The organism is Streptococcus mitis (genome assembly GCF_946190375.1).
Classification (GTDB): Bacteria; Bacillota; Bacilli; order Lactobacillales; family Streptococcaceae; genus Streptococcus; species Streptococcus mitis_CJ.
On sequence record NZ_CAMIAF010000003.1, the window covers coordinates 101,883 to 120,295 of the forward strand.

The following is an 18,413-nucleotide window of genomic DNA, read 5'->3' on the forward strand; positions in this document are numbered from 1 at the left end:
TCCTATTCTACAATCATCTTACCGTGCATCATATTCATGCCACAAGAGAAACCATACTCTCCAGCCTGCTCAGGCGTGATTTCCACTACATACTCTTCACCCATTGGCAGGTCCGCATGTACACCAAAATCTGGAAAAACAATTTGGTCCAGACAGGGTGAAGGGTCCTTACGGTCAAAGACAATACGGGCTGGCACTGATTTCTTGAGGATAATCAACTCAGGCGTATAGCCTCCCATGACTTCCACTCGAATCTCTTGGTAGCCGTTTTTTTGCTGGGCCTTTTGTCCAGATTTTTCAGGCTTTTTGAAAAACCAAAACAAGATAAACGCGATAAGGGCAATACAAACAATGGTTACAATACTATTTAACATGACGTCTCCTTTACATACAATTACATTTTACTTTTGTTACAGCGCTTGATTTCTTCTCAGAAATCACAGCTTCCAAGTCTTCCAAGTCAGCCTGAGTAAAATCACATTCAGTAATCAAATCAGCCAACAAGTTCTTAATCCTACGAGAACAAACCTTGTCCTTGATATCTTGGACAAGTAAATCCCGACTTTGGTCCAAAGTTAAAAGGGCTGAATAGACAAAGAACTTGCCTTCTTTTTTCCTTGTCAGACACTCTTTCTCAACCAAACGAGCCAAAAGAGTTTGAATGGTTGACTTGGACCAGTCGAACCGCTCCGCCAGAACCCTGATCAAATCCGTACTGGTCTGTTCGCCCTGCATCCAAATAATCTTCATGACCTGCCATTCTGCATCTGAAATCTGCATAATCACACCTCCAAAATCTACATTTGTCAATTACAATTATCAGTATACTCTTAAAATCTACATTTGTCAATTATAAAATTCAAATCTTTCTCTTTTTTTAAAATCTTCATTTCAAAAGTGTTTAAAACACAAGCAAAAACCTCCACATCAAGTGGAGGCAAGCTGGTTTATCAATACAATTTTAAGTCACGAGGATCAACTGGGAAGGTTGGGTTATATGGGTTGTGACGGAGTTTGAAGTGTTTGACATCTTCAATTGTCTGAGTTCCAGACAATTGCATGACTGTCTTCAATTCCGCATTCAAGTGTTCAAAGACTTGACGCACACCAACACTACCGCCGAGAGCCAAGCCATAGATAACCGGGCGACCAATAGCTACCAAGTCTGCTCCTGAAGCCAGGGCTTTAAAGACGTGTTGACCACGACGAACACCAGAGTCAAAGACAATTGGCACACGTTTATCAACTGCTTCTGCCACTTCTTGAAGCGAGTCAAAGGCAGCTGGTCCACCGTCGATTTGGCGACCACCATGGTTGGTTACCCAGATACCAGAAGCTCCCGCAGCAAGCGAACGTTCAACGTCCTCACGGCATTGTGGTCCTTTAACGTAAACTGGTAATCCTGAGTATTCAGCGATAAATTCTACATCACGTGGAGACAAGCGTTGTTTAGCTGATTTGTAAACAAAGTCCATTGATTTACCAGCACCTTCTGGCAGGTATTCTTCAACAATCGGCATGCCAACTGGGAAGACAAAACCATTACGCTTGTCCACCTCACGATTGCCCCCTACAGTAGCATCTGCTGTCAAGACAATCGCTTTGTAGCCTTCAGCCTTCACACGGTCCATAATGTGGCGGTTGATTCCGTCATCTTTACTAAAATAAAATTGGAACCAATGAGGTGTCCCTTGAAGGGCTTCCGTAATTTCAGGAAGGTCGACAGTAGAGTAAGAGCTAGTTGTGTAAAGAGAACCAAACTCCTGCACACCACGCGCAGTCGCCACTTCACCCTGTTCATTTGCTAATTTATGAGCCGCAACAGGCGCCATGATGATTGGTGAAGACAATTTTTCACCTGCAAATTCAATCTCTGTACTTGGATTTTCAACATCACAAAGAGTATGCGGAACGATGAGTTTGTGGTTAAAGGCGCGAATATTCTCACGCAAAGTGAAGGTATCTTCCGCCCCACTAGCAATATAGCCAAATGCTGCTTTAGGGATAACTTGTTGCGCCATTGGTTCCAAATCATAGGTATTGATGAAGTCTACATGGCCTTCTGCATTGCTTGTTTTGTATGACATAAAATGCCCTCCTTAATAAGTAAGCGTTTACTTTGTATATTACAAAAATATCTTAACTCTTTTTTCAAAACTTTTCAAATATTTTGTTTGGAAATTTCAGAAATTCTAGGACTATGATAAAAAATCCTTATAACGGCAATAAAAAATAGATATTATCCAAAGGAGATTTTAAGTGCTACAATAACTGTATTATTTCTAGATAGGAGGTTCTATTTTTGGATTGGTCCATTGTTGAACAATATCTACCACTATATCAAAAGGCATTCTTTCTAACCTTGCATATTGCAGTTTGGGGAATTTTGGGATCCTTTCTGCTCGGTTTAATCGTTAGTATCATCCGGCATTACCGCATCCCTGTTTTGGCGCAAGTAGCGACAGCCTACATTGAATTGTCACGCAACACGCCCCTTTTGACTCAACTCTTCTTTCTCTACTTCGGACTTCCTAGAGTAGGGATTGTCCTATCTTCAGAAGTCTGTGCCACTTTAGGACTGGTCTTTTTAGGAGGCTCCTATATGGCAGAATCTTTCCGAAGTGGGCTGGAAGCCGTCAGTCAAACCCAGCAGGAGATTGGATTAGCTATCGGTCTGACACCTCTACAGGTCTTTCTCTATGTGGTCCTTCCGCAAGCAACAGCGGTTGCTCTACCATCTTTTAGTGCCAATTTCATTTTCCTCATCAAGGAAACCTCTGTTTTCTCAGCAGTAGCTTTAGCCGACCTCATGTACGTCGCCAAGGACTTGATTGGTCTCTACTATGAAACAGACATTGCGCTGACTATGTTGGTAATTGCTTACCTTATCATGTTGCTACCCATCTCACTGGTCTTTAGCTGGATAGAAAGGAGGCTCCGCCATGCAGGATTCGGGAATCCAAGTACTCTTTCAGGGAAATAATCTCCTGCGGATCTTACAAGGATTGGGCGTTACGATTGGGATTTCTATCCTGTCTGTCCTTTTGTCCATGATTTTCGGAACAATCATGGGAATCATCATGACCTCCCATTCTAGGGTAGTACGATTTTTAACACGATTGTATCTAGAATTTATCCGTATCATGCCCCAACTGGTGCTACTCTTCATCGTTTATTTCGGCTTGGCTCGAAACTTTAATATCAATATCTCAGGAGAGACTTCTGCTATTATCGTTTTTACCCTCTGGGGAACAGCTGAAATGGGGGACTTGGTTCGTGGAGCAATCACTTCCCTCCCTAAGCATCAGTTTGAAAGCGGACAGGCACTCGGCTTGACCAATGTTCAACTTTACTACCACATTATCATCCCACAAGTCTTGAGAAGATTGCTACCTCAGGCCATTAACCTTGTCACTCGGATGATCAAAACCACTTCCTTGGTTGTTTTGATTGGGGTTGTTGAAGTGACCAAGGTTGGACAACAAATCATTGATAGCAATCGCCTGACCATCCCAACCGCTTCCTTCTGGATTTATGGAACCATTCTTGTCTTGTATTTCGCAGTCTGCTTTCCTATTTCCAAACTATCCACTCACTTAGAAAAATATTGGAGGAACTAAATGTCTGAAACTATCTTAGAAATCAAGGAACTCAAAAAATCCTTCGGAGACAATCCCATCCTCCAAGGACTTTCTCTAGATATCAAAAAAGGGGAAGTTGTCGTCATCCTAGGACCCTCTGGTTGTGGAAAAAGTACTCTCCTTCGTTGCCTCAATGGCTTAGAAAGCATTCAAGGTGGAGATATTCTTCTGGACGGTCAGTCTATCGTTGAAAATAAAAAAGATTTTCACCTAGTTCGCCAAAAGATTGGCATGGTCTTTCAAAGCTATGAACTCTTTCCTCATCTGGATGTCCTACAAAACCTCATCCTAGGGCCTATCAAAGCTCAAGGAAGGGACAAGAAAGAAGTAACTGAAGAAGCTTTGCAACTACTGGAACGTGTCGGATTGTTGGATAAACAACATAGCTTTGCCCGTCAATTATCTGGTGGACAGAAGCAACGGGTTGCAATTGTCCGTGCCCTCCTCATGCATCCAGAAATCATCCTTTTTGACGAAGTGACTGCTTCGCTGGATCCAGAAATGGTGCGTGAGGTGCTGGAACTGATCAATGATTTGGCCCAAGAAGGTCGTACCATGATTCTAGTAACTCATGAAATGCAGTTTGCCCAAGCTATTGCCGATCGGATTATCTTCCTCGACCAAGGGAAAATCGCTGAAGAAGGAACGGCTCAAGCCTTCTTTACCAATCCTCAAACTAAACGAGCCCAGGAATTTTTAAACGTCTTTGACTTTAGCCAATTTGGCTCATATCTATAAAGGAGATTCTTATGAAACTATTCAAACCACTCTTAACTGTTTTGGCACTTGCCTTCGCCCTAATCTTTGTCACAGCTTGTAGCTCAGGTGGAAATGCTGGTTCATCGTCTGGAAAAACGACTGCCAAGGCTCGGACTATTGATGAAATCAAAAAAAGCGGTGAACTACGAATCGCCGTGTTTGGAGATAAGAAACCTTTTGGTTACATTGACAATGACGGTTCTTACCAAGGTTACGATATTGAACTTGGGAACCAATTAGCACAAGACCTTGGCGTGAAGGTCAAATACGTTTCAGTCGATGCTGCCAACCGTGCGGAATACTTGATTTCAAACAAGGTGGATATTACCCTTGCCAACTTTACAGTAACTGACGAACGCAAGAAACAAGTTGATTTTGCCCTTCCATATATGAAAGTTTCACTTGGAGTCGTATCACCTAAGACCGGTCTCATTACAGACGTCAAACAACTTGAAGGCAAAACCTTGATTGTTACAAAAGGAACGACCGCTGAAACTTATTTTGAAAAGAATCACCCAGAAGTAAAACTCCAAAAATACGACCAATATAGCGATGCCTACCAAGCCCTTCTTGACGGACGTGGAGATGCCTTCTCAACTGACAATACTGAAGTCCTAGCTTGGGCGCTTGAAAACAAAGGATTTGAAGTAGGAATTACTTCCCTCGGTAATCCAGATACCATTGCGGCAGCCGTTCAAAAAGGCAATCAAGAATTGCTAGACTTCATTAATAAAGATATTGAAAAATTAGGTAAGGAAAACTTCTTCCACAAGGCCTATGAAAAAACACTTCACCCAACCTACGGTGACGCTGCTAAAGCAGATGACCTAGTTGTTGAAGGAGGAAAAGTTGACTAGTCATTAACTCTTAAAAGGGACTGGATTTTAAGCTCCAATCCCTTTTTAAGATTTTACCTATAACATCCTGAGTCTATCTAATATGTTCAATCTGAACACAGTGTACATACTTTATCGTCTATTGCATATACTTTATCACATAAGATACGAATATCCTCTTCACTATGACTAGCAATCAAAATTGTTGTCCCTTTTTCACTAGAGAGCTTTCTAAACAATGTTCTCATATTTTCTACACTTGATTTGTCCAAGGCATTCATAGGTTCATCTAGTAAAAGAATAGAGGGATTCTCCATAATTGCTTGAGCAATCCCTAGCTTTTTCCTCATACCTAGCGAATAAGTTTTAACTTTCTGGTCTTTTTGCTCATATAGACCAACTATTTTCAGTGTATCATTGATTTCCTGATTACCAACTACTCCTCGTATGCTTGCCAAATATTGTAAATTCTTAAAGCCACTATAATAATTTATAAAACCAGGTTCTTCAATCAAAGCTCCCAAATTAGCTGGAATTTTTCTCTCAGGAACAATATTTTCCCCATTGATTAACACTTCTCCATAAGACGGACTATATAAACCAGCTATTAATTTAAACAATACACTTTTCCCTGAGCCATTCGCACCAGTAATTCCTATAATTTCCCCCTGTTTACAACTAAAATTAAGGTTTTGAAAAACACATGTTTTTTTTAATTCCAACTGAATATTTTTTAATGTAATTATTTCATTCATTCTATAAACCTCCTCTTTTGACGAGTGAAATAGAAAATGCTTTTAAAAAGAAAGACTAAAAATAGCAACTGAAGAAATAGATCTCGTCCTATATCTCCATTTCCTCTATTCAGAATATAAAATAGATAATTGGTTCGATTCCCCACAAATAAACTGCCAAACACAATCATGAGTAAAAAGAAGCTAACACAAGAAAAGTTCATTTGCTCATTCGCTCCTAGTATGTATAACGTAAAGCAAAGCAAGGATAGCACACAAACATTCAAAAAATCAACTATAAACAAAACTCCTATATCCCAGTTTGGTAACTGTAACATAAATTGAATCACTAGAACTTTTACCATGATTAAAACGAGTCCATAAAGAAAACAAGTCCAAATCTGATACCTAATCCAGAGCTTAATAGAAGAAAATCGAATCACTTCCATAAAGAAATCGGATGCTCTTCTACGATATACAACTGCTAGAAAAAATGTATGAATAATAAACCAATGAAGCAACCATATAGATAAGACTAAAAAAGAGTTTTGACTCAGATTAGGCCCTTTTAAAATTTCTATAACAGGTCTATCATTTCCTTCTAACCAATACCATAATCCTAAACAAATCAATATCCAAAAAAGAACATAACCCCAAAAGTACTTGGTATAGATTATCTGATTCAACCTCCACATGTGACTACTTAACTTTCCCATTTCCAACTTTTACACTCTCCTCCAGTTTCTATGAACAGAAAATACAGTCAATGGAATTATGATAGATAGTAATGTAAGCCAATAAATCAATGCATACGGATTGGAATTTACCATATACTGAAAAATTGGCAATAATCCAATTATCCCATTGTTCAACTGATAAATCCAGAATAAAGATTCTACAAATAAAAAAGTAAATAGAAATACTAAGCTCATGTTTGATTTTTTAAACCAAGAAAAACTGCTAATAGTAAGTAAGGATAAAAAGAAATAGTATGCTATATAAGAGAAAAAAAATCCTATAAAGAAACTAGCATTGTTTGCAATACTTATACCATAAAATTCTCTTAAAAAATCAACCTCCTTTATCTCCAAAGAGAAGCTAAAACCATTACTAAACGCAATTAGAAAAATCAATAAAAATAAAGTAGCAATCCAAATTCCCATACTAAGAACTGCTAATTTGAAACTAAAACCAGTAAAGTGCTTAATTGATTTCAGACGAATGCGGCACTCCAACCTATTAAAATAGTTATTCATCAAATGAAAAAAGAATAATATATATGTGAACGGAAAGCAATATACTCCAGTCGTAATATCTTGAAGTAAGACTAAGAGCCATTCTAATACATTTGGATGGATTGAATATTGGCGACATCGCAGTAAATATACTGTACTAGATAAAATACAGGATAGCAGTAATATAAAATAAACCAATACTGATAAAAAATCTTTTTTGTAAAATTGAACAAATTGTTTCATTATACGTAGTCCTCTGAATGTAGAAAAAATGTACCATAAACAACCAAACAACTAACAAATAAAATAAAAGCAAGATGCCCACTAACTAAGGAAAGACTGATATCTTTCTGATATCCCAAAGCTAATGTTGTCACAGGTTCTAAGTAAGATAGCTCTAAAATACCCCAAAAAATACCCCCAACCATCATATAGGCAACTGGGATGAAAATAGCTCCTAATTTTTTCTTCACTAGCAAAGCACTAGCTAGTCCAAAAATAGAGAACACAGCGCCCCAAACTCCATACCAGAGAGTCGTTACAAGACTATAGAGAAACTGATTAGAATCAAATAATTCTTTTAAGGCACCACTATAGTCTCCAATATAAATTTCCTGATAAGGAGTCACTAAAAGATTAATTCCTAATAATAATAAATAGGGGAGAAAAAAGACTAGAAAAGAAGAAATAATTACAGTACTACCCACAATAGCCAGATACTTCTTTTTAGAAATTCGACACAATTGTGCTGTTAGAAAATGACTCTCAGCATCCTCTATTATCTGACTAGAATAGGGCAGTGTACAGATAAGTGCAGCTACTAGGCTAATCGGTGAAAATCCTCTAATAGAAGAAGCGGCAAAAAAAATCGATAAACCTTCAATTTTATAAATACCATTGAAAGCAAGGAGATTTCCTAAACTCATGCAAAGAAGGGTCAAAAATAAAGACATATAAAACCGAGGTGATTTAACGACTCGTACAAGATTACAAATAAAAAATTCCATCCCAACTCCTCCTTATAATAAGAATAGGGTGTAGCATTCTTTTTTCATGCTACACCCACAATCAACCATCTTTAAGGCTTACTCTGACAAGTAAGTTAATAAGAATCTGGACTCCAAGAACCTGAAGTATGAATTCTTACATAATTTCCAAACTGTGGCGCCATAGCTAATCTAGTATCAGAACCAATATAATTATCACCACCTCCATTATAGTACATGACAATCCTAGAGCCAGAACTCAATTGATATACTGGAGTGATATCTGCCCCACTATAGGCGCTACGAATAGAGGTATTTAACGTTTTACCGCCACCAGTGCTGTCATTATTATTAATTCCAGCAGAGGCGTTTTCTTTCTCAAGCGCACTAGTTGTATCCGAACTAAAACGCGGCAACGTTAAATCATAACCTCCAATCTGTCTAGCTAAGACTGTAGGGAGAAACAAACTAGCTGCAATTGTAACTACGCAAAAAAGGGAATATATTTTCTTCTTTTCATGACATCGTCCTCCTAAGAAGTGATAAACAAGATAGTTGATTGATCAATTTGATACATATTATATTTTCATTATATCAGAAAAAGAAAGCGCTCTCAATTATTTTGTTTAAAATATTGTCATATTTTAAACAAAATGGTTAAAAGAGTCTGGGATAAAAAGATTTTAATTTTAGAAATTTTTTATTATAAATTTTAAAAATCGATAGATTATACAAAAAAAGCGAACAAAATAGAATTCTGATTGTTAGATAACTCGTTTTGTTCGTTTTTTATATTTAAGGTTAGATTTTTGTCCCAGACTCGTCTCTCTTTATCTTACTGACCTAACCTTCTTGCCAATTTTCTTGGTCTTCTTTAAATCGTTTTAGAAGGTCGAGCCCTTCTGGTGTGATATAGCCTTCTTCTTGGGCTAGGTGAATTAATTCACTGTAGTTAGAAAGTGTTACCAGCTTAACACCGGCATCTGAGAAGTTCTTATCTGCTTTTGGCAATTGGTAGCTGAAAATCGCTACAACACCGAGAACATCTGCTCCTTCGCGTTTAGCGGCTGCCACGGCCTCGAGAACAGAACCACCTGTTGAAATAAGATCTTCAACCACTACCATTTTTTGACCCTGAGCTACGCGACCTTCGATTTGATTACCAGCTCCGTGGTCTTTTGGTTTGCTACGGATATAGGCAAATGGCAAGTTCATCTTATCAGCAATGATAGCTCCGTGTGGAATCCCAGCTGTCGCAGTTCCTGCAATCACTTCAACCTCAGGAAAGGCTTCTTTGATAGCATCTACAAAACCATTTTCAATTAGGGTACGAGTTTCTGGATAGGCAAGGGTCACACGATTATCAGTGTAAATCGGTGACTTGATACCAGATGCCCAAGTGAAAGGCTCCTCTGGTTTGAGGTAAACGGCTTGAATTTTCAAAAGGTGGCTAGCGATATCTTTAGCAAGTGTCATGGTATTCTCCTTTTATTTTTATAATCTATTCTTTAATTCCAGTTCTGTGTCCATTCATCCTTGATGGCATAATAAGCTGCAACAGGATCCTCAGCTTGGGTAATGGGACGTCCCACTACGATATAGTCACTGCCGATTTGATAGGCATCAGCAGGTGTCATAACGCGTTTTTGATCTCCAACAACAGCTCCCTGAGGGCGAATCCCAGGTGTCAGACAGATAAAATCTGGATTGGTGGCTTGCTTGATGAGTTGTACTTCCTGAGCCGAGCAAACGACACCATCCAAGCCCGCTTCAGCTGTCTTCTTGGCATAGTGGATCACAGACTCTTGTAGGCTTGTTTGTATATTTTGAAAGTCCTGCATCTGGGCTTCTGATGTTGAGGTCAACTGCGTTACAGCGATCAATTTGGCTTGGCTACCAAGACCTTCACGCGCAGCCTTCATCATCTCTACACCACCAGCCGCATGAACATTGGTCATATCGACACCAAGCTGAGACAAGACCTTCATGGCTGACTTGACTGTATTGGGAATGTCATGAAGTTTGAGATCTAAAAAGACACTATGACCTAGGGATTTCAAGTAAGACACAATCTCAGGCCCCGTTGCGTAATAAAGCTCCATCCCTACCTTTAGATAAAGGCTTTCTTCTGCTGGAAAAAGAGCTAAGAATTCCTTGACCGCCTCAAAACTAGGAAAATCAAGAGCAATGACTGGACGATGTTCTCTCATAGTTTTCTCCTTTTACCTTTGCTAGTGAGAGAGTCTGGACACAAGAAGCCACGAAAAAAGGAACCTGCCAACAGCAAGGTTCCACGAAAAATGGGTAGTCTCCACCCTTTCACCGTCTAACCTTAGCTGCCTCTCTGGACTGCTTTAAAGGTTTTCTATTATTCTATTATTTCTACTAGCACTTGTCAAGTAAAAACATGGTCACTAAAGAACTATAAGAGAAAAGGTAAATCTAGCGACGCGATGAGCCCTGGGTCGTTTGATTTCGATTGCTCTGTTCCTCTTGTTTTTTCTGTTCTTCTTCTAAACGTTTACGTTCTTCTTCCTGCTTTTTCTCAGCTTCTTCGGCCTCTTTTTTGGCTTTTTCCTCAGCTTCCATAATTAATTTATCCGCCACAGTATAGCTGTAGATTCCAGCTTCCATGTCAATCACACTCGGTTCTGACAATTGTGGCTTAATCTTACTGTAGTAAGGCAATTTCTTACTCATTTCAGAAAGCGGAACCAAGACTTCGTCCGAATCATTCATAGTCAATCGAATTAAATCGGAAGTCACCTTGCTTGGGGCTAGTTCCACTTTTTGGATATCCGCCTTGAGTTCTGGGCTAATTTGAGCAAGTTCTGAGACAAAAACCTTGATTTGTTCACTATCATTAAAGAGAACTGATAAATAAGTTTCTGGCAGACTGACCAAACTCACAGCACTGGTCTCAAGCTGACCACTGGAAAGAATAGGATAATGGTTTTCACCAGAAATATAGTAGGCTACAATATCATATTCCTTAACCTTGATAGTAAACTTGGTTGGAAATTGATAGACAAGCTGAGCTGATTCCACCCAATAATTAGACTTGATCCGCTCTTCATATTTTGCCTTGTCTAGCAGAAGGTTAATCGTATAATCCGAATCCTGAATGCCTGAAGCCTGTCGAATATCATCATCCGTAGTTTGCACCGTTCCCTCAACACGAATATCCTTCATAGTCGCATAAGGACTGAGTAGGTAGGCAGAGACAATCAATAAAAGCAAACTTGGAAATAAAATCGTTAGAGCTCGCAAGATATGGAGGCCAGGAATCTTTGCTTTGGCTGGTTTTTCCTTTGTAGCCTTTTTAGCAAGCTTTTTATCCTGTTCCTCGTCCTCTTTAGACCCTGATTCTTCTTTCTCTTCTTCCTCTTTGTCCGCCTCTGAGGATTCTACTTTTTCTTCAGACTCTTCCTTAGCTGATTCTGAGTCTTCATGGTCTGTTTCACTCTCCTGGTCCTCTGATTTCTCAGATTCTTCTCCCATTCGAGCTTGTCTTTCCTTTTCCTTCTCCTCAGCTAGGGCCGCCTCTTCTTCAGCCTTCTTTTTTAGATATTCTTGGTTTCGTTTCTGCCATTCTGATAACTCTTTCAATTCTTCGAGGATTTCTTTGTCCTCATTTTTCTTATCTTTTGACATTTACTTTCCTTATGATAAATCTTTTTTCAATAATTGATAAAAATCTGCTAGAGATTTCAATTCCTTTGAAGCCTTCATCTTAGCTTGATAATCTTCCTTGTGACTTAGTAAGTGAGAAAGCTTCTCTTCCAAACTATCCAAGGTCAAATCGCTTTCTTGAAGCTCTTCTGCATAGCCTTTTTTTACAAAGTAAGTTGCATTTTCAATCTGGTCGCCACGACTAGCTTCACGACCAAGTGGCACAATAACATGCAATTTTGCCATGGCCAAGAGCTCAAAAATCGTATTGGCACCACCCCGTGTCACAACAATATCAGCCAATTCCATCAAGGGTTGATAGAGACTGGTCACATAGTCAACACGAAAAAGATTTTGGCTCAACTCGTTCAGGCTAGAATCTCCAGTTAGATTGATAATATTGTAGTGCTCGGTTAGCTCTTTTTTATGGTCTGTCACCAATTGGTTAAAGACACGAGCGCCTGCAGAACCACCGACAAACAATACAGTTGGCAATTTAGGATTAAAGTGGGTTTGAATATCCACCAATTCATCTGGTTCAGGATTTTTTTGGTCTGAAACCTTGGTCACTGCTCCCACATGCTCGACCTTAGACAAACTTGAAGCTTGCTCAAATGTTGAATACATCTTCGTCGCAAATTTATAGGTGATTTTATTGGCCAAGCCCATAGATAGGTCAGATTCATGAATAAAGACAGGCACTCCTGACACACGCGCAGCGATAACAGGCGGTACTGAGACAAAGCCTCCCTTTGAAAAAAGGGCCTGTGGACGAAGTCGTAACATGATAAAGAGCGATTGGACAATTCCCCAACCAACTTTAAAGACATCCAGCATATTTTGCCAAGAGAAATAGCGACGCAATTTCCCAGTCGCAATGGAGTGGAAAGTGACATCCAAGCCTGACTTGAGGATTTCTTGGTGTTCAATACCACGCTTGTCCCCGATATAGTGGACTTCCCAACCATCTTCGATGAACTTGGGCATTAACAAAAGATTGAGGGTCACGTGTCCCACCGTCCCCCCACCTGTAAAGACAATTTTTTTCATATTATTCCTTTAACTCCGCTACTGTGTCGATAAAGAGGTCGCCACGTACTTCAAAGTTAGCATACATATCCCAGCTGGCATTGGCGGGACTGAGAAGGACTACATCTCCTTGAGTCGCAAGCTCATAGGCCTTGCGGGTCGCATCTGCAATATCAGTCGCATCCACATATGCCACACCAGCCTTGTCTGCTGCCCGTTTGACACGTTCTGCAGATTGACCGAGGATGACCATCTTCTTGAGTCCAGTAATGTCTGGCACCAATTCGTCAAACTCATTGCCACGGTCCAAACCACCTGCAATCAAAATGACCTTGCTGTTGTCAAATCCTGACAAGGCTTTTTGAGTAGCCAAGATATTGGTTGACTTGCTATCATTATAGAACTTCACACCCTTGATTTCATCCACAAATTGGAGACGGTGTTTGACACCACCAAAGGCTGAAAGAGTTTCTTTAATAGTTTGATTGTCTACACCACGAAGCTTGGCTACAGCAATCGTCGCAAGGGCGTTTTCTACATTGTGGCTACCTGGAACTCCGATTTCGCTAGCTGCCATGATTACTTCCCCACGGAAGTAGAGTTGACCATCTTCCAGATAAGCTCCATCAATCTTTTCAAGTGTTGAGAATGGTACAACTGTAGCTTGTGTTTTAGTAGCTAATTCTTTTGCCAAGTCTTGGTTAAAGTTCAAGACAAGGAAATCAGCCGCTGTCATCTTGTTTTGAATATTCCACTTGGCTGCTACATATTCCTCAAATGACCCATGGTAGTCGATATGGGTTGGCATGAGGTTGGTAATAACCGCAATCTCTGGATGGAATTCTTGAACGCCCATGAGTTGGAAAGAAGAAAGTTCCATGACAAGCGTGTCCTTATCTGTCGCAGTTTGAGCCACTTGACTGGCTGGATAGCCGATATTTCCTGATAAAAGACCATGTTGCCCAGCAGCAGTCAAAACTTCCCCAATCATAGTCGTTGTGGTTGTTTTACCATTTGAACCAGTAATACCAACAATCGGTGCTTCAGAAATCAAATAAGCCAATTCCACCTCAGTCAAGACTGGAATTCCCTTGGTCAATGCCTTTTCAATCATGGGATTGCTGTAAGGGATACCTGGATTTTTTACCATCAGAGCAAACTCTTCATCCAAGAGTTCCAAAGGATGGCCACCTGTAATGACCTTGATTCCTTCTTCCAACAAACTTTGGGCAGCTGGATTGTCCTCGAATGGTTTTCCGTCATTTACTGTCACAATGGCACCTAGCTTGTCCAACAAACGAGCTGCAGATTCACCTGACTTGGCCAAACCTAAAACAAGGACTTTCTTATTTTTAAATTGATCTATTACTTTCATGTCTCAAACTCCATTTCTACTCTTACTATTTTACCATTTTTATGGAAATAATTCTAAACGAAAATGCTAAGATTAGGCATTCTAACAAGCAAAAAGAGAGTCGAAACTCTCTTTTATCTTCTTTTACTTTTATTAACCGACATGAGGGTAATATCTCGTAAGCTAAAGTATGCTAGGAAGAGCATAGCGATTGCGATAAAGAATTCTGTAGGTAGCTGAAAGATTTGCAGAACTGACAACATCAGCAAAATCAAGAGTGCTACGAAAGCAAAGACGACAAGGACGATATTGACTGTCCCTTTAATGCTTTCTGGTGTCGCAAATACATAGAGTAGTAATAAGAGGATTCCTATGATTAAATAAACCATCTTTATCTCTTTCTAGCTCTTATTCAGCTGATTTTTTCTTCTTGTTAGCTTTCTCACGCTCTGCCTTGTTAAGGATTTGTTTACGCAAACGGATTGACTCAGGCGTTACTTCCATATACTCATCATCGTTCAAGAACTCAAGAGACTCTTCAAGTGTCAAGATACGAGGTGTCTTGATAACAGCTGTTTGGTCCTTAGTAGCTGAACGGACGTTGGTCATTTGTTTTGCCTTAGTGATGTTAACTGTCAAGTCATTTTCACGAGAGTTTTCACCGATAATCATTCCTTCATAAACCTCAGTACCTGGGTTGACAAAAATCGTACCACGTTCTTCGATAGACATGATTGAGTAAGTTGTAGCCTTACCAGCATCGATAGAAACAAGGGCACCACGGTGACGACCACCAATTTCGCCTGGAATCAATGGTAAGTATTGGTCGAAGGTATGGTTCATGATACCGTAACCACGAGTCATTGACAAGAACTCAGTTGAGTATCCGATCAAACCACGCGCTGGAACAAGGAAGACCAAACGAGTTTGACCGTTACCAGTTGAAATCATATCCAACATTTCACCCTTACGTTCAGAAAGGCTTTGGATAACAGACCCTTGGTATTCTTCTGGAGTGTCGATTTGTACACGCTCAAATGGCTCACATTTAACACCGTCGATTTCTTTTACAATAACTTCTGGACGAGATACTTGAAGTTCATATCCCTCACGACGCATAGTTTCGATAAGAATTGACAAGTGCAATTCTCCACGTCCTGAAACAGTCCATTTATCTGGTGAATCAGTTGGGTCAACACGAAGAGAAACGTCTGTTTGCAATTCGGCCTGCAAGCGTTCTTCTACCTTACGAGAAGTTACCCATTTACCTTCTTTACCAGCAAATGGTGAGTTGTTAACCAAGAAAGTCATTTGAAGAGTTGGCTCATCGATATGAAGGATTGGAAGAGCTTCGACTGCATCTGTCGGAGTGATAGTTTCACCGACAAAGATATCTTCCATACCTGAAACGGCAATCAAGTCACCTGCTTTTGCTTCTTGGATTTCACGACGTTCCAAACCAAAGAAACCGAAGAGTTTTGTGACACGGAAGTTCTTAGTTGTGCCGTCAAGTTTAGAAAGGGTAACTTGGTCCCCAACCTTAACAGTACCACGGAAGACACGACCGATACCGATACGTCCAACGAAGTCATTGTAGTCCAAAAGTGATACTTGGAACTGCAAAGGCTCATCTGAGTTATCTACTGGAGCTGGGATATGGTCGATAATCGTATCAAAGATTGGTGCCATAGTAGCTTCTTGGTCAGCTGGATCATCTGACAATGAAGAAGTTCCGTTGATCGCTGAAGCATACACCACTGGGAAGTCAAGCTGGTCGTCATCTGCACCAAGCTCGATGAAAAGTTCCAAGACTTCGTCCACTACTTCTGCTGGACGAGCTGATGGTTTGTCGATTTTGTTAACAACCACGATTGGGACAAGATCTTGTTCCAAGGCTTTTTTCAATACGAAACGAGTCTGTGGCATGGTTCCTTCGTAGGCATCTACGACCAAGACAACACCGTCAACCATTTTCATGATACGCTCAACTTCTCCACCGAAGTCCGCGTGTCCTGGTGTGTCCATGATATTGATACGAGTTCCGTTGTAGGCAACGGCTGTATTTTTAGCAAGGATGGTAATTCCACGCTCTTTTTCGATATCGTTTGAGTCCATAGCACGCTCAGCCAATTCAGTACGTGCATCAAGCGTTTCTGATTGTTTCAATAATTCGTCAACGAGGGTTGTTTTACCGTGGTCAACGTGGGCGATAATCGCAATGTTACGGATATCTTCTCTTAATTTTGTCATGATTTCCTCTATAATATTCAAAATTTATTTTCTAACTGAACGATTATACCATAATTTCAGGTAAATAACATAACTCAAGCAAGTGTAAATGTTTTCACTCCGCTTTTCTTTTCACATCAAGCCTTTTCAAAGCAAACAACTTATGATAAGATAGGCACAGTATGCGTTTAGATAATTTATTAGCCCAAGAAAAAATCAGCCGAAAGACCATGAAACAAGCCTTACTTAAAGGAGAAATTCTAGTCGATGGTTGCCCAGCCCGCTCCCTAGCCCAAAATATCGATACAGGACTACAAAAATTCCTCTTTCGGGGTCAAATCATTCGAGGCTATGAGCACACCTATCTTATGCTTCATAAGCCTGCTGGTGTCGTTACAGCCAACAAAGACAAGAAACTCCCTACCGTCATGGATCTCCTTCCACCCAACATCCAGTCTGACAAGCTCTATGCCGTCGGCCGACTGGACCGAGATACGACAGGCCTCCTCCTCTTGACCGATAACGGTCCCTTGGGCTTTCAGCTCCTCCATCCCCAACATCATGTCGATAAGACTTATCGAGTTGAGGTTAATGGACTTCTAACATCTGACCATATCCAAGCCTTTCAAAAGGGAATTGTCTTTTTAGATGGTACTGTCTGTAAACCCGCAAGACTAGAGATTCTATCTGCAAGTCCTTCCCACAGTCAAGCCTCTATTACCATTTCAGAGGGGAAATTTCATCAGGTAAAAAAAATGTTCCTGTCAGTTGGTGTCAAGGTGACATCCCTCAAACGAGTTCAGTTCGGTGAGTTTACATTAGACCCAGAACTAGCAGAAGGTCAATACCGTCCCTTAAACCAAGAGGAATTGAAAATCATTAAAAATCACTTAGAGAAAAGTGGATAAAAGAAAAAAGCTTTATGTTTAAAGCTTTTTCTTTATTGCTTATCTAAAAAATACTGCGACGGCTACAATCCAGTTAAGTACAGAAACCACAAGTCCTACGATGTTGAGAATTTTTTCTGTTTTATAGTCCAGTCCAGATTCTTTTTGGTATGAAAAAGCCAAGACCAATCCTATGATCCCCAAAATCAGGCCTACAATTGGAAATAACAAACCAAGAATAATCGACAAAATACCCACAAAAAGTGGATTTTTCTTCTTTTCTTTCATGTTCTAAGAACTCCTTAAATTTTATACAAATTAATTATACTATAAAACAATAGCTTCATCCTATCATTCGACTAATTTGGAAATAAGGTTAGCTAGTCTTCACTTTCCCTTTCCAAGAATCCAGTCCATAAGAAAGGATATAAATCTCAGAAAAACCTTGTTTTTTCAAGTAAAGGGCTGCATTTGTCACACGTTGCGCACGTTGGTTTTCGTAAAGAAGGACAGGTTTGTCTTTACGAAGGGCTGCAAGACTAGTTTTCAACTGACTTGAAGGAATATTGCGTGCACCAAGGATATGTTTTCTGTGGAATTCTGCTGGATCACGCAAATCAATCAATTGACCTGTACGAATCAAGGCTTCAAATTCCTCATTATCCACAATTTTAGCCGCACGGCGAATACGAAGATAGTTAAAGCCCATCCACGCCAACATTGCCAGTATAAGTGCCCACAAAATCCAAGTAACCATTAGTTCTTTTCTCCATTTTTCTCAATATAATCCAATTCTACCTTGTGCTCTCTGCGAAGAACCGCTTCTGCTTCTAGATAGTCTAATTTGTCCATCAACCCTGCATCGTAAATCCGAGAGAGCTCCAACTTCATCAGTTCAATATCGTATAAGCGTTTTCCCATGTAAACAATAATACCAAATCGTTTGAGGAATTGCTGCACATCATAGAATGTTTTCATAAGACTCATTCTAGCAAATTTTTGTGTTTTTTTCAAGAAGAGACCCACACTCTCCCCCTGATTTTCCTATCTT

At 40.0% G+C, this 18,413-nt stretch carries 23 protein-coding genes; 5 read left to right on the top strand and 18 right to left on the bottom strand.

Annotated features, from left to right (window positions below; all coding sequences use genetic code 11):
- Positions 1-2 precede the first annotated feature (2 nt).
- From N8M09_RS02435 to lctO, 3 genes are all read right to left on the bottom strand, one after another.
- A complete protein-coding gene (locus N8M09_RS02435; RefSeq protein WP_000935077.1) occupies positions 3-374 on the bottom strand; it encodes a cupredoxin domain-containing protein in 372 nt (123 codons plus the stop codon).
- A gap of 10 nt (positions 375-384) precedes the next feature.
- Entirely contained in the window at positions 385-780 is a 396-nt protein-coding gene (locus N8M09_RS02440) for a CopY/TcrY family copper transport repressor (RefSeq protein ID WP_078351958.1), read from the bottom strand.
- A 170-nt stretch (positions 781-950) separates the two neighbouring features.
- Entirely contained in the window at positions 951-2,087 is a 1,137-nt protein-coding gene (lctO, locus tag N8M09_RS02445) for an L-lactate oxidase (RefSeq protein WP_261063472.1), read from the bottom strand.
- 215 nt (positions 2,088-2,302) lie between these two features.
- Here lctO and N8M09_RS02450 point away from each other — a divergent pair, with 215 nt between their 5' ends.
- From N8M09_RS02450 to N8M09_RS02465, 4 genes are read left to right on the top strand one after another with little or no spacing between them, the layout of a single operon-like run.
- Positions 2,303-2,983 (top strand): amino acid ABC transporter permease, encoded by a 681-nt coding sequence (locus N8M09_RS02450; protein WP_261063474.1) that lies wholly within the window; start codon positions 2,303-2,305, stop codon positions 2,981-2,983.
- On the top strand, positions 2,943-3,620 hold the full coding sequence (locus tag N8M09_RS02455; protein WP_261063476.1) for an amino acid ABC transporter permease: 678 nt from the start codon (positions 2,943-2,945) through the stop codon (positions 3,618-3,620). Before N8M09_RS02450 ends, N8M09_RS02455 begins: the two co-directional genes overlap by 41 nt.
- Complete coding sequence (locus tag N8M09_RS02460; RefSeq protein ID WP_000004999.1) at positions 3,621-4,379, top strand: amino acid ABC transporter ATP-binding protein; 759 nt, start codon at positions 3,621-3,623, stop codon at positions 4,377-4,379. It abuts the gene before it with no gap.
- An 11-nt stretch (positions 4,380-4,390) separates the two neighbouring features.
- Positions 4,391-5,257 (top strand): cysteine ABC transporter substrate-binding protein, encoded by an 867-nt coding sequence (locus tag N8M09_RS02465; RefSeq protein ID WP_261063478.1) that lies wholly within the window; start codon positions 4,391-4,393, stop codon positions 5,255-5,257.
- A gap of 86 nt (positions 5,258-5,343) precedes the next feature.
- Here N8M09_RS02465 and N8M09_RS02470 read toward each other — a convergent pair whose 3' ends face one another.
- The 12 genes from N8M09_RS02470 to typA form a co-directional block, all read right to left on the bottom strand.
- Entirely contained in the window at positions 5,344-5,991 is a 648-nt protein-coding gene (locus N8M09_RS02470; protein ID WP_023943164.1) for an ABC transporter ATP-binding protein, read from the bottom strand.
- Complete coding sequence (locus N8M09_RS02475; protein WP_261063604.1) at positions 5,988-6,686, bottom strand: hypothetical protein; 699 nt, start codon at positions 6,684-6,686, stop codon at positions 5,988-5,990. Before N8M09_RS02475 ends, N8M09_RS02470 begins: the two co-directional genes overlap by 4 nt.
- Positions 6,687-6,695: 9 nt before the next feature.
- The gene (locus N8M09_RS02480) at positions 6,696-7,448 is read right to left on the bottom strand and encodes a hypothetical protein (protein WP_261063480.1); all 753 of its coding nucleotides are present in this window, start codon (positions 7,446-7,448) and stop codon (positions 6,696-6,698) included.
- Positions 7,448-8,212, bottom strand: a complete 765-nt coding sequence (locus N8M09_RS02485; protein WP_261063482.1) for a hypothetical protein — start codon at positions 8,210-8,212, stop codon at positions 7,448-7,450. The genes N8M09_RS02480 and N8M09_RS02485 overlap by 1 nt, the downstream gene beginning before the upstream one ends.
- 95 nt (positions 8,213-8,307) lie before the next feature.
- Positions 8,308-8,607, bottom strand: coding sequence for a hypothetical protein (locus N8M09_RS02490; RefSeq protein ID WP_261063484.1), 300 nt, complete (start codon positions 8,605-8,607; stop codon positions 8,308-8,310).
- 427 nt (positions 8,608-9,034) lie between these two features.
- Positions 9,035-9,667, bottom strand: coding sequence for an orotate phosphoribosyltransferase (pyrE, locus tag N8M09_RS02495; RefSeq protein ID WP_042901257.1), 633 nt, complete (start codon positions 9,665-9,667; stop codon positions 9,035-9,037).
- A gap of 32 nt (positions 9,668-9,699) precedes the next feature.
- Complete coding sequence (pyrF, locus tag N8M09_RS02500; protein ID WP_261063501.1) at positions 9,700-10,401, bottom strand: orotidine-5'-phosphate decarboxylase; 702 nt, start codon at positions 10,399-10,401, stop codon at positions 9,700-9,702.
- Positions 10,402-10,633: 232 nt separating this feature from the next.
- Positions 10,634-11,845: a cell division protein FtsQ/DivIB gene (locus N8M09_RS02505; protein ID WP_261063503.1), complete on the bottom strand. Its 1,212-nt coding sequence runs from the start codon at positions 11,843-11,845 to the stop codon at positions 10,634-10,636.
- A gap of 9 nt (positions 11,846-11,854) precedes the next feature.
- On the bottom strand, positions 11,855-12,913 hold the full coding sequence (locus N8M09_RS02510) for a UDP-N-acetylglucosamine--N-acetylmuramyl-(pentapeptide) pyrophosphoryl-undecaprenol N-acetylglucosamine transferase (RefSeq protein WP_261063505.1): 1,059 nt from the start codon (positions 12,911-12,913) through the stop codon (positions 11,855-11,857).
- Position 12,914: 1 nt separating this feature from the next.
- Entirely contained in the window at positions 12,915-14,267 is a 1,353-nt protein-coding gene (gene murD / locus N8M09_RS02515) for a UDP-N-acetylmuramoyl-L-alanine--D-glutamate ligase (protein WP_261063519.1), read from the bottom strand.
- 113 nt (positions 14,268-14,380) lie between these two features.
- Entirely contained in the window at positions 14,381-14,635 is a 255-nt protein-coding gene (locus N8M09_RS02520) for a DUF3165 family protein (protein WP_261063521.1), read from the bottom strand.
- Between the two features lie 19 nt (positions 14,636-14,654).
- Positions 14,655-16,496 carry a translational GTPase TypA gene (typA, locus tag N8M09_RS02525; protein WP_000164111.1) on the bottom strand — a complete coding sequence of 614 codons (1,842 nt, stop codon included), beginning with the start codon at positions 16,494-16,496 and terminating at the stop codon, positions 14,655-14,657.
- 161 nt (positions 16,497-16,657) lie between these two features.
- Here typA and N8M09_RS02530 point away from each other — a divergent pair, with 161 nt between their 5' ends.
- Complete coding sequence (locus N8M09_RS02530) at positions 16,658-17,383, top strand: 16S rRNA pseudouridine(516) synthase (RefSeq protein WP_261063531.1); 726 nt, start codon at positions 16,658-16,660, stop codon at positions 17,381-17,383.
- Between the two features lie 39 nt (positions 17,384-17,422).
- Here N8M09_RS02530 and N8M09_RS02535 read toward each other — a convergent pair whose 3' ends face one another.
- The 3 genes from N8M09_RS02535 to N8M09_RS02545 all read right to left on the bottom strand — a co-directional run bounded on the left by N8M09_RS02535 (position 17,423) and on the right by N8M09_RS02545 (position 18,388).
- Positions 17,423-17,650, bottom strand: coding sequence for a hypothetical protein (locus tag N8M09_RS02535; protein WP_173876389.1), 228 nt, complete (start codon positions 17,648-17,650; stop codon positions 17,423-17,425).
- A gap of 88 nt (positions 17,651-17,738) precedes the next feature.
- Positions 17,739-18,119 carry a rhodanese-like domain-containing protein gene (locus N8M09_RS02540; protein ID WP_000259256.1) on the bottom strand — a complete coding sequence of 127 codons (381 nt, stop codon included), beginning with the start codon at positions 18,117-18,119 and terminating at the stop codon, positions 17,739-17,741.
- Positions 18,119-18,388, bottom strand: coding sequence for a YqgQ family protein (locus tag N8M09_RS02545; RefSeq protein ID WP_181897307.1), 270 nt, complete (start codon positions 18,386-18,388; stop codon positions 18,119-18,121). The genes N8M09_RS02540 and N8M09_RS02545 overlap by 1 nt, the downstream gene beginning before the upstream one ends.
- Between the last annotated feature and the right edge of the window lie 25 nt (positions 18,389-18,413).

Bases quoted from the DNA above. Each gene is read 5' to 3' on its own strand.
- N8M09_RS02435 (WP_000935077.1), bottom strand. From the start codon at position 374: ATGTTAAATAGTATTGTAACCATTGTTTGTATTGCCCTTATCGCGTTT.
- N8M09_RS02440 (WP_078351958.1), bottom strand. From the start codon at position 780: ATGCAGATTTCAGATGCAGAATGGCAGGTCATGAAGATTATTTGGATG.
- lctO (WP_261063472.1), bottom strand. From the start codon at position 2,087: ATGTCATACAAAACAAGCAATGCAGAAGGCCATGTAGACTTCATCAAT.
- N8M09_RS02455 (WP_261063476.1), top strand. From the start codon at position 2,943: ATGCAGGATTCGGGAATCCAAGTACTCTTTCAGGGAAATAATCTCCTG.
- N8M09_RS02460 (WP_000004999.1), top strand. From the start codon at position 3,621: ATGTCTGAAACTATCTTAGAAATCAAGGAACTCAAAAAATCCTTCGGA.
- N8M09_RS02465 (WP_261063478.1), top strand. From the start codon at position 4,391: ATGAAACTATTCAAACCACTCTTAACTGTTTTGGCACTTGCCTTCGCC.
- N8M09_RS02470 (WP_023943164.1), bottom strand. From the start codon at position 5,991: ATGAATGAAATAATTACATTAAAAAATATTCAGTTGGAATTAAAAAAA.
- N8M09_RS02475 (WP_261063604.1), bottom strand. From the start codon at position 6,686: ATGGGAAAGTTAAGTAGTCACATGTGGAGGTTGAATCAGATAATCTAT.
- N8M09_RS02480 (WP_261063480.1), bottom strand. From the start codon at position 7,448: ATGAAACAATTTGTTCAATTTTACAAAAAAGATTTTTTATCAGTATTG.
- N8M09_RS02485 (WP_261063482.1), bottom strand. From the start codon at position 8,212: ATGGAATTTTTTATTTGTAATCTTGTACGAGTCGTTAAATCACCTCGG.
- pyrE (WP_042901257.1), bottom strand. From the start codon at position 9,667: ATGACACTTGCTAAAGATATCGCTAGCCACCTTTTGAAAATTCAAGCC.
- pyrF (WP_261063501.1), bottom strand. From the start codon at position 10,401: ATGAGAGAACATCGTCCAGTCATTGCTCTTGATTTTCCTAGTTTTGAG.
- N8M09_RS02505 (WP_261063503.1), bottom strand. From the start codon at position 11,845: ATGTCAAAAGATAAGAAAAATGAGGACAAAGAAATCCTCGAAGAATTG.
- N8M09_RS02510 (WP_261063505.1), bottom strand. From the start codon at position 12,913: ATGAAAAAAATTGTCTTTACAGGTGGGGGGACGGTGGGACACGTGACC.
- murD (WP_261063519.1), bottom strand. From the start codon at position 14,267: ATGAAAGTAATAGATCAATTTAAAAATAAGAAAGTCCTTGTTTTAGGT.
- N8M09_RS02520 (WP_261063521.1), bottom strand. From the start codon at position 14,635: ATGGTTTATTTAATCATAGGAATCCTCTTATTACTACTCTATGTATTT.
- typA (WP_000164111.1), bottom strand. From the start codon at position 16,496: ATGACAAAATTAAGAGAAGATATCCGTAACATTGCGATTATCGCCCAC.
- N8M09_RS02530 (WP_261063531.1), top strand. From the start codon at position 16,658: ATGCGTTTAGATAATTTATTAGCCCAAGAAAAAATCAGCCGAAAGACC.
- N8M09_RS02535 (WP_173876389.1), bottom strand. From the start codon at position 17,650: ATGAAAGAAAAGAAGAAAAATCCACTTTTTGTGGGTATTTTGTCGATT.
- N8M09_RS02540 (WP_000259256.1), bottom strand. From the start codon at position 18,119: ATGGTTACTTGGATTTTGTGGGCACTTATACTGGCAATGTTGGCGTGG.